The organism is Paenibacillus anaericanus, assembly GCF_003994475.1.
Taxonomy (GTDB): domain Bacteria; phylum Bacillota; class Bacilli; order Paenibacillales; family Paenibacillaceae; genus Fontibacillus; species Fontibacillus anaericanus.
The window spans coordinates 15,321-30,315 of record NZ_RZNY01000015.1; the positions used below are offsets into that span (position 1 = coordinate 15,321).

Consider the following 14,995-nt stretch of genomic DNA (forward strand, 5'->3'; position numbering starts at 1 on the left):
TAAACTCTTGCGTAACCTCCCCCACATCAGTCCTTAACGACCGATGCAGGAGTTAGCTTGTATTAGAAGTAATTCTAGAAGGTACGTGAGCTGGATGATTAACCCTGATTTTCAGCGGCGCGGTCATAAGCTACTATAATTTTCTGAACAAGTGAATGCCTAACGACATCACTTTCCGTAAAAGCAACAAATCCGATCTCAGCGATATCCTGTAGAATAGTTCTTGCTTCAATAAGCCCTGATTTTTTCCCTTTAGGAAGATCGATCTGTGTTACGTCACCAGTAATGACCATTTTTGATCCGATTCCGAGACGAGTAAGGAACATTTTCATTTGTTCTGCCGTAGTGTTCTGAGCCTCATCTAAAATAATGAAAGCTTCATCTAATGTCCTGCCGCGCATATAAGCGAGTGGGGCAATTTCAATTAATCCACGTTCTAATGCTTTGGCAGTCTGCTCTGGGCCCATCACATCGTATAAAGCATCATACAACGGACGTAAATAGGGATCTACCTTCTCCTGTAAATCTCCTGGAAGGAATCCAAGGCTCTCCCCGGCTTCTACCGCAGGTCTTGTGAGGATGATTCGTTTCACAGATCCTTCCTTTAAAGCCACAATAGCCAACACGACGGCGAGATAAGTTTTACCTGTACCTGCTGGTCCGATACCAAATACGACATCTTGTTTCTTAATCGTGGTGACATAATGACTCTGCCCAATCGTTTTTACACGAATCGGTTTGCCACGAAAGGTAACTGCAATTTCACCCTTATATAAATCAAGTAATTGATCTGCACGAAGATCCTTCGCCAAATCGATAGCATATAACAGGTCTCTTTCGGTCAATATATACCCGTTTCGAACTAATTTTAGTAACACTTCAAGCAATTGCTGACTCATCTCTACTTCACGACTATCACCACGAATAGATAGCTCCGATTCCCGTAGGACGATACTAACATTCAAACTATCTTCAATTAACTTAAGAAAAATATCTTGAGGGCCAAATAAGGATAGAGCCTCAGTTGCATTCTGAAGACTTATTTTGCTGCTTAATTGTTCTGACAAATGACCTCATTCTCCTTGACTTTGCACTATTGGAAGTTCTTCTGCTATATTCTGCTCTACTTCAAAAAGCACTTTCATATAAACTTTACCATTGTCTGACTTCTCATGCAAAATTTTTTGTTCTAGAATAACCGTATCCGTGCCGTATTTGGCCAAAAGATCTCTTTGCGCCCGCATAATTCCTTCGTCTTTCGCCTTATCCGCTGTGCGCTTCAATTCAATTTCCGTCGTTTCAAAAACCTTCTCTGTCATCCAACCGAGAGGCAACTTCAGATTTCTCCAGGTTAAAGGATCCAGCTCGGTTAGAGTCTGTGTTTGTTCATACTCTATCTTTCCGTAACCTGATAACTGAATAGCTGTTTTCCCAAAATATAAGAAGCCTCGCTTCCTCGTCTCTCCAGTATACACCTTTTGCTTGTGTACAAGTGGAACTTCTATATTATACTCGTGCCAAACAACTCCCTTTACCTCACCTTTAGACACGACTGACTGTCCTGCCTGTAAGCCCGAGATAAGCACCTGGCCTTTCTTGACACGATCATTCTTTCTTACTTGTGGCATGCCCTTCTCCGCATAAATATGAGTCACCACAGCATCCGAATTACTAACCAAATGACGTGGGTTAACAAGTTCTTTCTCTTTCGGGACATTTGCCTCCACAACTTGTATCGTAATCACTGTTCCCGTGCGGGAGACGCCAACCCATGAAGTACCTGGCAGTTTACGTGTCAACTCAGCGGATAACTTGTCCTGTTCCTTTAACCGAAAAACCCATTGAAATGGATAAATGCCCTCTTCCCTTGCAACATTCAATACATCCTCAGTCACAATTTTTACGTTCCCCTTAACTTCAACCGTCCATACTAACGAAGTTAAACAAAAAATTAAGGAGATAAACATTGCAAAACCAAGAAGAAACCATTTTCTCCTCCAAAGTCGCGCGAACACAAAAGGCATACCATAACGTCGTTTAACCCTGACCCGGCAGCCTGTCCCCTTTAACAACGGACGTAAAGACAAAAAGTCCGCTATCTTAATATTTAGCTCCAGATCCCCATTAGGTAGGGGTCTCAATTCCCATACTTCGATGTTTTGACGTGCCAATTCATTAATTAAAGCTTCAACATGTTTTCCTTGCTTCCCACGAACAACAACGGTTACAAAACCCCGCAAACGGGATAAGGCTGGTGATTTCATTGTTCATCCTCCGTTCCTCGATATTTGATACCCAATATAGTACCTTCAACGAAAACTTCATCTGGCATGATGGCCTTGATTACAAGCCCTTTTCCCTCAACCTCCATCGTCCCATGACTTAGTTGAAGATGAAGCTCCTGAGGAGAAAAGTGAATTACACCACGGTGGTTCTCTATGTACAATTGCTTACCTCCGATCAAGGTGAGCCTGGGCAAATCAAATACGAGATCTCTGGGCAAGTCGAGTGCTTCGACCGTCCATTTACGGAATTTGCGAGCAATCCGGCTCATAAGGTGCAGTCCTCCTTCCTCTACTGTACAAATATTATGCGAGGAGTAACTGATTTATGAGAAAGGTAAACAGGAAAAAACACCTTCTACTGAGTAGAAGGTGTTCATTGGGTAGGCTATTGCAGTAGCTGTTGAACCGCCTGGTTTACAAGTTTGCCATCCGCCCGACCTTTGACCTTGGGCATCAACGCACTCATCACTTTCCCGATATCAGCTTTCGAAGAGGCACCGGTTTCCTGGATGGTCTGCTGTACAATGACTTTAATTTCTTCTTCGTTTAACTGTTCGGGAAGGTACTCGGCTAAGATCTCCGCTTCCGCTTTAACTTTCTCGGCTAGATCATCACGACCTGCCTGCTCAAAATCTTGGAGGGCATCTTTGCGCTGTTTGATCTCACGACCTAGGATATCAAGCACTTCATTATCGTTCAAAGTTCTTTTCAAATCTATTTCAAGATTCTTCATCGTGGCACGAACCATTCGAATGGTGGAAAGTTTGAACTTATCTTGATTCCGCATCGCTTGTTTCATATCTTCGTTCAATCGCTCGCTAAGATTCATGGTAACTTAAATCCCCCTAAAACTTTCTCTTACGAGCAGCCTCGGACTTTAGCTTGCGCTTAACGCTTGGCTTTTCATAGTGCTTGCGTTTCTTCACCTCAGCTAATACACCATCTTTTGCAATGGAACGCTTAAAGCGACGAAGTGCAGCATCAATTGTCTCATTTTTGCGAACTTTAGTTTCAGACACCAGTTTTCCCTCCCTCCGACCAGACCGTCCAAGAGCTTATAACACGGTTCATCACACTTCATTATAGGGGAAAAATAAATATGGTGTCAACCTGACACTCAGGTTTTTTATCTTCCAATTTCTCTATCGACTTTCCCCTTAGGCGTGAGACTGTGAATTTTGCACCAACGCTCCTAATTTTGTACCCCCTAATAGGTGGTAATGAATGTGCGCAACAGCTTGTCCGCTATCAGGTCCACAGTTGTTAATCAACCGGTAACCTGTACTAGCAACACCTAGTTTAATCGCAACATCTTGAGCAACTCGGTGCAGTTCTCCGATCATTGCAAAATCCTCGGACTGTACATCATTCATCGAAGCGATATGCTTCTTCGGAATAATCAGAACATGCGTCGGTGCCGCAGGCTCGATATCATGGAACACGAGAAATGAATCGTCCTCGAACACTTTGTTACTTGGTATTGAACCTTCTACTATTTTACAAAACAAACAATTATCCATCCTCGGGTGCCCTCCTAGAAAAGTACTAGTACTTAATTTATCATACCGAAAAAAGACAAAAAAAAGAAGCACCCTGCTCCCTCCTAAAAGGAGTTTGCTGGTCGCACGGACGTATTGGCAAGAAAATAATGACTCTCTGTCACCAATACGTCCGACGGGGTGCTTGCAAAAATGATGTCGGCTAACTGTAGTATAACAGTGGGTTGAAGCTGTATCTGTGATTAATATCACCCTAAAAATAAATATTTAAAAAATGCATATTCAAACCTTTTCTCCCCCTACGAGCGGGTACCTAAACAATAAACTATACCCATTACTGAGCCTTTTTCAGTTTATCAGCAGCAGTTTGAGTTTGTGATTGAATGGCAGCAGCTGCTTTGTCTAATGTTTTTTTCTTGTCTGCTACCAGTGTAAGTTCTTTAAATACACTTGTTCTAAAGTTTAATTCTAAACTTTGTGACTTTCTGAAGAGAGCGTAACTTGTTATAGTTGAATCCAAATTGGGTCTTAGTTTATAGAAAGCATCCAAACTGTAACCAGAGTACTCCTTAATCATGCGAGACAGAGGAGCACCGATATTATTGTTGTTGGATTTATAGTATTCTTTAGCATAGTCATCTCCATGAAGATATTTGATGAAATCCCAAGCGGCATCCACATTAGATGCGTTTGCTGGAATTGCGAATATCTCAGAAATAAAAACATTTCCTGTTGACTTTCGATCCTTAGGATCCGTAGGACCAGCAGCCATACCAAGCGTAAAAGGTTTATAATTCTTCACACCACTATTTGCTGCTTTTAAGTACTGCAAAGTAGAAATGGAGGTTACGTTCATAGCTGACCGTCCCATAATGAAAGTGCTGCTTTCCAAAGAACTTTTGGCAGATAGACTGATACCTTGGTCAAGTACCCCAGACTTATTTGCCTCGATCGACAGCTGATATGCTTTTTTCCACGCAGTTGTATTCGCAGTAGCCTTTAAGGTATTTGGATCAATGTACGTTAACCCTTCTGTTCTAGCAATATCCATGACCAAATTGCTGGATATAGTATTCATGTAACTTAGGCCCCAAATTCGTGAATTCTTATCTCCCTTAGTAGGGAATTTACTAGCAAGTTTCAATATTTCTTCCCAAGTCATTCCATCCTTTGGTAATTGAACCTTGTATTTTTTAAATAAATCAACATTATATAAAATGGCATACGACCCCACCGTTGGGCTTAACCCATAAAGTTTGCCACCGCCTTGTTTCTTCAATTCATCAAGCAAGCTAGGGTATAACGTTGTCGTGTCGTAATTATCACGCTTAATTAATGGGTCTAAATCTACCAACTTATTTTCCTTAGCCATTTGTTTGTAATTGTACGGAGCTAGCATAACAAGGTCCGGTGAATGCTTTTCGATAAGTCTGTTGTAATCTAATGCATCAGTGAGTGTTACTACTTGAATGTCTGTATTAGGATACTTCTTACTAAACAAATCCCCATAAGTCTTATTGAATCCCTCTTCACTCCAGTACAATACTTTTAAAGTTCGATTCGTATTTACCTGGTTGTCTGGATCTGCGGAGCTTTTTGGGTCTGTGCTAAAACCTACTGATATAAGCATTAACATAAAACTCAAACTAACGATGAATACCTTCTGTAATAAATTGCGCTTCAAAAATAAAACCTCCACTCAATTTTTTGTATGATTTCTTCAATAAATCTTTATATAAACGTTTAAGCAAAATAAAAATTTACGGTAATGATTGAATAAGTGTCCTTCAAACCATCATTTTCTTAAGACTGCGTATATATCGTGATTTCACAATGATGAAAAAGACGCTTTGTAGAATCAGATACGTAGCAAATGTGATCAGTACCGGTTTGAGCACATGCATGATTCCCATCTCCGAAAGGATGGGGGTGATGACAACAAGACTCTGAACGGCGGCTACAACAATTGGAATATAGAAGAGTACCGCAATTTGTTTGGTCGCTGATGCTGCCATTTCACGTGTGCTTAACCCTATCTTAGATAATGCACGGTACATACGAATGTCCGCAGCCAACTCACTATGCAGCTTGAAGTAGAGAAAACTCGCCGATGCAACCGAAAAGATTAAGGCGACAAAGATACTGACGAAGCTGAGCATGGCTGTACTTTGTTTGAGGGATATATAAGTAGCGCCGCGTGAAGTTAGATGGAACACTTCCTCGCTTTTCCCCTCCATATCGACATTCCATTTGCTCAGCTTGGTACCTACTCTAGTTTCCTGACTGCTGATGGAAGGCAGTGAACCTGTATCCCATGCTGGTACCTTATAGTAATAATCGATATTAGGTTTGAACTCCTTACCCTCTTCAGCCAATTTGGCTACTCTTACTGTCTCCATCCACGATTCTGGCACAATCAGCAAAGGAATTATTGAAGTCATGAACTCTATAGAATCTGTAGTTACACTCTCCTTGATATAAAGGGATACGGAGGGCTGTTCATCCAGAGTAACCATACGGTTATGGATATAATCATCCCTTTCAACTTCTGGTGAAGCTAAGAGAACCGCTTCATTTGAACCAAGTTTTGTTACGGCTGGGAGATCAATCAAAGGCGCAAGCTCATTATATTGAGAAATTCCGATCAGAAGCACGTTCTTGCTGCCTGCCTCATTAAGGACTGAGGCATATAACGTATCGGTTCTCGTCTCCGTATACTCTACACCTGCTGCCTTTAGCTCTTGGTGAATTATACTTCGGTCAGGTTCTGTCGATGAGGTCCGGAAATACGTTTGTGTAATGGCAAAGGGTTCCCCAGTATACAACTCTTTTCCGTTCTGGTTAATGGCCAATACAACACCTGCCCCCATACTGGCCAAAGCAGTCACTACGGTAATCAGGAATAACATCCGTGAGTTGTCACGCAATTTGTAGCTCATTTCCGATATCCAGAGCAACCGCGTGCCGCGCCATGTAGATCTCCGACTGCGTTGAAGCAGACGAATGAAAAAAACGGACAGCTGTGAGTAGAAAAAATAGGTTCCGGTAATTCCCGTAACGGCTGCCAGAATAATAGCAAAGGGGCTTAATTCCATCCGCAGGGCATAAAACCCGATAGCCAGTAGTACTGCACCAAGCAGTGAATGAAAGAGGGAGGCTTTAGGCTGTTGTTTCGGTTTAACATTTCCTTGTAGTAGCTCTAGTACGTTGTTTTTGCGGATAAACAGCAAAGTAAAGATGGAGATGACCAGAAATAAGGAGATGAAAGAAAGGGAAGTGACCAGCATCGCTTTGGTTGGCCAGTAGAAGGGCAAATCCTCAATTCCGATCGTTTTGGTGCTGAAGAGCAGGAACAACTTGGAGAGCAGCATGCCGCCAGCGATTCCTGTTGCGATGGCAACAATGCCGATCAGCATATTTTCTAGGAAGATCAGCTTGTTAATCTGGCTCGGCCGGGCACCCAGGATGGATAAAATCCCAAACTCCAGATTGCGTGATTTTAAAAACGAACCGATGGAATACAGCACGAAGAAAAAGGCGAACACATACACAATGTAGGCTGCAACTCGCATACTCATGGCCGCCATGGGTCCCATATCGTTATTTGCAATCTCAGGGTGATAAATGAATACGGAATAAGCGAAAAACACCATGACCATAAAAGCGCTGCTCAGAAAATAAGCAATATAAGCCCGTGCGTTACGCCGCACATTATTAAACGCGAATTGAGGAAAGTTCATAACTATTCCCTCCCCAAAACGAAAGTGTGTCGATAATCCTCTGGAAAAAGGCCTGGCGATTATCGCCACGGTGAATTTCAGCGGCTAACTTGCCGTCCTTGATGAAGATGATCCGGTTGCAGTAACTCGCTGCCAGTGGATCATGGGTAACGAGCATCAGTGTGGTGCCTTGCGTGTGGTTAATATTCTCCAGAGATTCCATGACGATCCGTGAGGAATTAGAGTCCAGGGATCCGGTTGGCTCATCTGCCAGAATCATCGCAGGCGAAGTAATGATCGCCCGGGCAATAGCGGTCCGCTGCCGTTGTCCACCGGATATTTCATAGGTGCGTTTTTTCAGGATATCTGTAATGTTAAGTTGCCCTGCAACCTTCTGTAGCAGAGATTCCATCTCACTCAGCTTACGGTTGTCCAGCGTAAGCGGGAGCACAATATTCTCAGCTACGGTTAATGTCTCCATGAGATTAAAATCCTGAAAGACGAAGCCAAGTTGTCTGCGGCGGAAATGGGCCAGTTCTTTCTTTTTCATCTTATAAGGATTACTACCATTGATGCTCACCTCTCCAGATGAGGGTTGGTCGATAGTAGATACCATATTAAGCAATGTGGTTTTGCCACTGCCTGAAGGTCCCATGATACCTACAAATTCACCGCTCTCAACACTGAGATGGATATCCGTAAGGGCCTGGGTATGCACTTTGCCGGGATATACTTTATTCAGTGCTTTGACTTCTAATACGTTCAATAGATTCCATTCCTTTCCTTAGGAAATATGAGTCACCTCCATTGTTTCAAGATGTCTTCGTCCTGTTTCCAATGTACAGGGTGAGGCATTTCACTGCTATGTATTTACCTTAAGGTTATCTTACAAGTCACTTAAGGTTATGTTCGGTTTACTGCCTTTGGGTATTGCCGTTAAAAATAATCCGTACCGTGGTTCCAGCTTCGGGCTGAGATTCCAAAAGGACGGCATGTCCTAGTTTGGTGCAAATTTCTTTAACCAGATAAAGTCCCATACCGGTGGACTCATGATATTGGCGCCCGCGTTCGCCGGTAAAATAAGGGTTGAATACCCTTTTAAGATCTTCCTTAGAAATGCCGATGCCCTGATCTGAAATCTCGAGAATAGTATCGTTGCCGAGGCGCTGTGCAGAGATCGTCACCGCTTTGCCGGATCCAGCCGTGTAATTTACAGCATTGGTCAAAATTTGGGTCAACATGAAAATCAGCCATTTGGCATCGCTATACACCCGGAATCCGGCATCAACTTGAATATTCACGTATACGCCCCGGCGAATAAATAATCTACGATTCTCGGATACCACTTCGCTGACTATCTTGCGGAGAATTAATGATTCTACGTGGAGATCATCTTCGAAACGGTCGAGACGAGATGTATAGATGACCATTTCCAGTCCTTTGCGCAGCTTCTCCAGCTCTTCCTGAATGCTGCTAGCGGTTTCATCCTCTAAATCCTCCAGGGTAAGCTGAATAACAGAGAGTGGCGTCTTCATCTGATGCACCCAGCGGTTGATGAACACAATATGCTGGTCCATCTGTCGGACATTCACATTCAACTTATCCTGATACTGGCGATCCATGTTCCGCAGTAATTCATTAACGGCCTCGGGAAGCGGAACATCTCCCAATGGTGTCAAATGATCCACAAGCATGTTATTGGGAAAACTTAATAGCGCATATAATCTGCGATGCTGAACATAACGATAGCCGAGGTACAAGAGAAGAATAACGCCGCTCAGGAGTACACCGTACAGCATGATCGCAGGAGGCCTGTTCTCACCTGAGATCCAATACAGCACAGGAACAAGGATGATTTGAATCAGATAGAAGAGCAGTAGCGGAAGTTGGTCCTTCCAGAACAATCTCATGGTGCTGCACTGGAGACACTCAGACGATAGCCAGCACCCCTTACCGTTTCTACAACATCTCCTACGCCAAGATCCTTGAGCTTTTTGCGGACACGCGTAATATAGACGTTCAGTGTATTATCATCGATGAAATGCTGATCTTCCCACATGAGATCCAGCAGTTTCTCCCGGGTGACAACACGCTCCTCCTTTAACATTAGCGCTTCCATCAGGATAGCCTCTTTCTGTGTCAGCTCCATTGATTCTCCAGCATATTGGATCATATAGCGTTCAGGAAATAGGGTTAGAGCACCCGAATGCAGCTTACGCTCCTCCTGGGTTTGTGAGTATGAACCATATGCCCTGCGCAAATGGCTACGAATTTTGGCCAATACGACCTCATAGTGGAAAGGTTTCGTGATATAATCATCCCCGCCGTTCTCCAGCGCCATCACCTGATCCATCCCGCTGTCTCTGGCAGAGATGAATAGAATCGGACATAGCGAAGATTGGCGAATCTGGCGGCACCAGTAAAAGCCGTCATATTTGGGCAGATTGACATCCAGCAACACGAGATCCGCAGCGCTTTCCTTAAAGGCCTCAAGCACGTTGTTGAAATCATCAACGATAACTGTATGATATTCATATTTGGAGAGGTAAGCACTCAGTAGACCTGCAAGCTTAGCATCATCCTCAATGATAAAAATGGTTTCCATATTATCACTCCTTTTGTCAATAATACAGTAACACAATCTGGAAAAATCATGTAAGATATCGGCGAAACCAATATAAATTCAAAAGTAGGAGAGGATAAAAAAAAGTCCATCCCCGAACCAGTCGGGTATGAACTGATAATACCAACATTCTGCTGCGTCGCATACGTTCCTCGGTCGCAGTGAAGATTTTTAAGAGAAGCGAATTCAAGCGACACAGCTCTAATCTGATTATAAAAGCTGAATTACTAGCTAAACTTATAAATTCTCCACAATAACCTTGGAGCCTTCTCCTCCACTCTCTGCGGGAACTACAATCAGCTTACGAGGTAAGCGGGAACGCAGTTCAGCGACATGACTTATAATTCCTACAGCGAGATGATCATTGTGCAAATGCTCCAGCGAAGTTACAACAGTATCCAATAACTCCGGATCCAGTGTTCCAAAGCCCTCGTCTAGGAAGAAGAACTGTAACGGGTATTGGCCGCGTAACTGAATTTGCGCAGAGAGTGCCAATGCTAACGCTAATGACGTAAGGAAAGTTTCCCCTCCTGAAAGAGTAGCCACAGGTCGCTTAACTCCTCCATTCGCATCGTCACAGATGACGAACCCGCCGCCAGAATCCGTCTCCAGCGAATAACGCTGCTTCGTCAAGAAACGTAACCGCTGGGAAGCTGACTGACTGACATTCATCAGTTGTTCTTCAGCAACATATTCGACAAAGGCATTACCGCGAAGTGAAGTTTGTAGCTTACTCAGCAATCCAGCTTCATGCTCCAATTTGCTCCGAGTTTGCTGGAGCTCCTTCCAACGAATATGCCTGTTCTGCAAATCTTCTAAATCCCGCTCTGTTCGAGCCTTACTTTGTAGGGCTATCTCATCTTGTTCTTTAGCTATGGCCAAAGCGGCCGAACACTGCCCCCACTCCTCGTCAGTAACTGTTTTACCTTCTAATTTTGCAACCAATTCTTTAAGTGCGATTTGCAGCTCACGCTCGCTGTCTCGGTGCAATCTAATTTGCTCGGTAAAGTTTAGCATCACTTCACTGTCGATCCATGCTTCCTTAACTTCATCTTCACTACTAAATGGAGATCGTTCAAGTTCTTCGATCCATCGCTGTAGCCATGTTTGTTCCTGCTCTTGAGCAGCTGCCGCAGCCTGCTGGGCTAGAACATCAGCTTTGGCCGACTCATGGCTCTGGGTTAGTGTCTGGCTTTGTTGTAGCGCACTCTCCTGAGCTTCCAGCCGCAAAGCATTTAAACGTTGCTGGGCTTCCTTCCATAATTCCTCAACATCGACTCCACCCGTCCATGTCTTCAACCGGTTCTGCTTCTCCAGTAATAGTTCCTGTTTGCCTTGCTGCTGGGTTTCCAATTGGAGTAGAACCTTATCTAGTTCCACAATGTCTCGTCCCAGTGCCAACAACTTAGCACTCTTCTCTTCTATGAATGGAGTACTGAGCGTAAGCCGTTGTTTGATGTCTTCGCTCTTCGCATCCTTCTCCTGGATTTGTTTCAAGCGTTCAGTTGCCGATTCCGTAGTACCGTTAGGTAGCTCTCGTCCCCACTCCTGCTGCTTACCTTTGAGTTCATTACGAAGCGTCTCTATCCGTACTGCTAACTGTGTAAGCATTTCCGTAGCTGCTGACATCTCCGCTTCCGCCGTAGCCCGAATAGGCTGTAGAGTGGTCCGCGCTACTTGAGCCACTTTACTATCACGTTGCAACCTATCTAGCGTGGAATGCTCCGTTTCGTACTGCTTGGACAGATTCTCTGTAGCAGTTGCAACTTCAACTAACGAATGAACGACATCCCCGTCATATCGTTCCTGCTGACTATCAAGGGTAGCTGCCGCTTCGCCTCTCCCTTTACCAAGTGAGCTTAATCCGTCTGCTTCAGGTGCACCTAACAATTCTAGTAAACTCCGACAATTATCGATATCTCGAGACAGTCCATAGCGAAGTTCTCGAAGAGAGCTCAGTAAGTTTACTAGCTCAGCAAGTTTTGCTTCGCTACCCGCATCTTCTTCGTCCCCATTAAGAGCCGGATTCGGATGATGAGCTGATCCACATACCGGACAGGATTGTCCTTCTTGCAACCCGCCTGCCAAAGTGACCGACCATACATGATTCTCTTGCTCTTTGAGCGATTGTCGCATAGCAACTTCATGGAGACTTAAAACCTCTACATAAGCGGCGGCGCGATGATCTAGGGTATACAAGTTCTCAGCCGTTTGCAGTAAAGCGGCAACCTTGTCCCTGCACTCGAGTTCCGCCTCTTGCTCTTTAGAAGCTATTTCCCTCAACCTGAGGGTAGCTGCTTCAACCTTAAGGCGTTGTCCTGTCTCTTCTGCCTCTATACTGGTCAATTGCCCAGTCATCATGGACAGAATTTGTTCACGTTCTCCTGCCTCCTGCACTTCCCGTCGTTCAGAGGCCTTAACTTCGCATGTCTTGAGCAACTCTTCAAGCTCCTGTTTACGGAGCTGTGCCTTGGCCAGAAGTTGCTCCTCCTTATGTGACTCCTCACTCAGGAGCTGTTGCCGAGTCTTTCCTTCCTGCGACTTAAGCCGTAGATCCCGAAGCTCTGAGAGGAGGGCGTCACATTCTCTCTGTAATAACCTCGCTTGCTCCAATTGATCTAAGCGTTGCAAGAGTAATGGTTCTTCACGGCTAAGCTCAGCTGATGCTATCTCCGCTCTAGCGACAGCCTGCTTGGCTAAGGCTTCCGCCTCTAGTGCCACCTTATGGGCGCTTGAAGCAAGCGCCTCACGCTCCGCTTTGAGCCGCTGAGCTTCTTTCCAAGCCGTCATAGTCGGCCTAATTTGCTCGGAGGCGGTAGCTTTAGCTAGCTTCGCTTCCAGCTCAGCTATAGCACACTCCCGTCCCTGCAAGACCTCAAGCTCCGTCAACCGACGATTATGCTCCTGACTAAGCTCGCGCACCTTCGAGAGTTGCTCGAATCGCTGCTCCGCCTTGCTTAGTTCATGCCTCCGCTCCGTAGCCAGCAACGTCACTGCTTTCATCGCAGCCACCGCTTCTTGTAGCATCTCTTCCGAAGCATTACCCAGCCCCTGTTGCTCCGCACTAATCTCACGAAGTGTATTGTCAGTCTCCTTGACTCTGCGAGCCAGCTTCTGACCTAATAAATCTCCGTACTTCTCTAAATGAAACAATCGCTGTAGCATAGCTCGCCGATCCGCACCTTTCAGCGATAGAAATTCGGCGAATTTTCCTTGGGGTAGCACAACAGCCCGGGTGAAGTCGTCCATTTTAAGTCCGATCTTCTCTTCAACACAGCGGGTCACATCGGCCAGCTTGTCAGCCCACACTTTCTCCCCCTCAGGAAGCACTTCAATAAAGCGACTGATCGTATTACTAATGGATAGTTCATTTTGTCGTTTGAAGCGTCTCTCCACACGATAACGCTCTGTGCCTTGAGCTGAGTTCAACTCGAATGTAAACGAGACAAATAAGGAATCCTCCGATTGGTTCATGATGCCTTGCGTGCCGCCCGAAGCGCGACCTACTTTGCCATACATGGCGAGGGTGATTGCGTCCAAAATTGTCGATTTCCCACTGCCTGTAGGACCGAATATTCCAAACAGTCCCATCTCGCACAATGCGCCAAAATCAATTTCCTGCGTTTCCCGGTAGCTCTGTAGCCCCGACAATTTCAACAATATGGGTTTCACTTATTCTTCACCCTCCCCTACTTTGGTTTCGTCATCACCCGAGATTAGCGACATAAACAGCTCAACTAATTCTTCTTCTGGTTCTGCTCCTCCGGTCTGTCGCTGGTAGAATTTACGGAACAGTTCAGGAACAGGCATCTGAGCACGTGAAGATAACATGGTTTCTGCTTCAAGAGCAGGGTAAAGAGGGCGAATGTGTATGATACCTTCATGAGCCTTACGCAGAGATTGAATCTCTCCGAGCGACATCGCTTCGCTAAGGCTGATCTCAAGATCAATAAAGGCGTTACTATCTCTGCCCTCATCAAGCCAGCGGCGAGCCTCTTCCAATCCGCCACGGCACACCCATTTGACCAAAGGCCGGCCGCTGCTTATAAATAACTCCTCTGCCTTGGGGACACCCCCGGGAGCTATATCTAACATCATCACGGATTTCGCCTGCCCCGCTTCTGAAAAACTGTAGGCAAGAGGAGAGCCACTATAACGAATCATGCCGTTTCCTTTCACCGCCTGAGGACGATGTAAATGACCAAGTGCCGTGTATTGGGCACCAATATCCATCGCTGAAGGATCGACCGTATAAGCACCACCTACTTGGATTGGCCGTTCAGAATCACTTTCGACCCCGCCAAGTACATAAATGTGGCTCATTGCCAAATTAACCGTATCCGCCTGGAAAGAGCTAGCCAGTTGCCGCATTAACATACCTACCTTGGCACTGTATGCCAAGCGTAGTTCTGTCTCATCCCCTTCACCAGCCAGTAGCTCGGAAAGCCGTGCTTCCGATGGATAAGGCAATGCTGCAATGATGGCAATCTCATCAGTCCTTGGTATGTGGATCCTAACCGCTTCTGAAGAGGGAAGTCCAACTAAAGAAATCCCTTGCCGCGATACTAACGGTGAAACCGCCGAGACACGTTCTGGTTGATCGTGATTACCCGCGATTACCACCAACTGGCGTCCATTTTCACTCAAGCGAGCCGCAGCATCATAGAACATTCCCTCAGCAGCAGCAGGGGGATTGACGCTGTCGTATACGTCCCCCGCCATCATAATTACGTCGGCCTGTTGATCTTCCGCCATGGCGACAAGCTCATCCAAGAACTTCTCTTGTTCCAGTAGACGACTCCGTCCTTCCAATGTTCGGCCCAAATGCCAGTCTCCTGTATGCAAAATACGCATTGTCCCTCTCCCCCT

The 14,995-nt window shown here is 45.2% G+C and carries 13 protein-coding genes; all 13 read right to left on the reverse strand.

Going from position 1 to position 14,995, the window contains the following annotated elements; genetic code table 11:
- Nucleotides 1–98 precede the first annotated feature (98 nt).
- The 13 genes from EJP82_RS17285 to EJP82_RS17345 all read right to left on the reverse strand — a co-directional run bounded on the left by EJP82_RS17285 (nt 99) and on the right by EJP82_RS17345 (nt 14,980).
- The gene (locus tag EJP82_RS17285) at nt 99–1,067 is read right to left on the reverse strand and encodes a PhoH family protein (RefSeq protein ID WP_127193327.1); all 969 of its coding nucleotides are present in this window, start codon (nt 1,065–1,067) and stop codon (nt 99–101) included.
- Nucleotides 1,068–1,073: 6 nt separating this feature from the next.
- A complete protein-coding gene (gene yqfD / locus EJP82_RS17290; RefSeq protein WP_127193328.1) occupies nt 1,074–2,264 on the reverse strand; it encodes a sporulation protein YqfD in 1,191 nt (396 codons plus the stop codon).
- Complete coding sequence (gene yqfC, locus EJP82_RS17295) at nt 2,261–2,554, reverse strand: sporulation protein YqfC (RefSeq protein WP_127193329.1); 294 nt, start codon at nt 2,552–2,554, stop codon at nt 2,261–2,263. Before yqfC ends, yqfD begins: the two co-directional genes overlap by 4 nt.
- 116 nt (nt 2,555–2,670) lie before the next feature.
- Nucleotides 2,671–3,114, reverse strand: a complete 444-nt coding sequence (locus EJP82_RS17300; RefSeq protein ID WP_127193330.1) for a GatB/YqeY domain-containing protein — start codon at nt 3,112–3,114, stop codon at nt 2,671–2,673.
- A 16-nt stretch (nt 3,115–3,130) separates the two neighbouring features.
- Nucleotides 3,131–3,304 carry a 30S ribosomal protein S21 gene (gene rpsU / locus EJP82_RS17305; RefSeq protein WP_044876085.1) on the reverse strand — a complete coding sequence of 58 codons (174 nt, stop codon included), beginning with the start codon at nt 3,302–3,304 and terminating at the stop codon, nt 3,131–3,133.
- A 138-nt stretch (nt 3,305–3,442) separates the two neighbouring features.
- Complete coding sequence (locus EJP82_RS17310) at nt 3,443–3,805, reverse strand: histidine triad nucleotide-binding protein (protein ID WP_127193331.1); 363 nt, start codon at nt 3,803–3,805, stop codon at nt 3,443–3,445.
- A 313-nt stretch (nt 3,806–4,118) separates the two neighbouring features.
- Nucleotides 4,119–5,468 (reverse strand): ABC transporter substrate-binding protein, encoded by a 1,350-nt coding sequence (locus EJP82_RS17315; RefSeq protein ID WP_127193332.1) that lies wholly within the window; start codon nt 5,466–5,468, stop codon nt 4,119–4,121.
- A 103-nt stretch (nt 5,469–5,571) separates the two neighbouring features.
- Entirely contained in the window at nt 5,572–7,524 is a 1,953-nt protein-coding gene (locus EJP82_RS17320) for an ABC transporter permease (RefSeq protein WP_127193333.1), read from the reverse strand.
- The gene (locus tag EJP82_RS17325) at nt 7,499–8,269 is read right to left on the reverse strand and encodes an ABC transporter ATP-binding protein (RefSeq protein WP_127193334.1); all 771 of its coding nucleotides are present in this window, start codon (nt 8,267–8,269) and stop codon (nt 7,499–7,501) included. The genes EJP82_RS17320 and EJP82_RS17325 overlap by 26 nt, the downstream gene beginning before the upstream one ends.
- A gap of 148 nt (nt 8,270–8,417) precedes the next feature.
- Entirely contained in the window at nt 8,418–9,413 is a 996-nt protein-coding gene (locus EJP82_RS17330) for a sensor histidine kinase (RefSeq protein WP_127193335.1), read from the reverse strand.
- Nucleotides 9,410–10,108: a response regulator transcription factor gene (locus tag EJP82_RS17335; RefSeq protein ID WP_127193336.1), complete on the reverse strand. Its 699-nt coding sequence runs from the start codon at nt 10,106–10,108 to the stop codon at nt 9,410–9,412. Before EJP82_RS17335 ends, EJP82_RS17330 begins: the two co-directional genes overlap by 4 nt.
- Nucleotides 10,109–10,363: 255 nt before the next feature.
- Nucleotides 10,364–13,798, reverse strand: a complete 3,435-nt coding sequence (locus tag EJP82_RS17340; RefSeq protein ID WP_127193337.1) for an AAA family ATPase — start codon at nt 13,796–13,798, stop codon at nt 10,364–10,366.
- Nucleotides 13,799–14,980 (reverse strand): exonuclease SbcCD subunit D, encoded by a 1,182-nt coding sequence (locus EJP82_RS17345; RefSeq protein ID WP_127193338.1) that lies wholly within the window; start codon nt 14,978–14,980, stop codon nt 13,799–13,801. It abuts the gene before it with no gap.
- Nucleotides 14,981–14,995: the final 15 nt, after the last annotated feature.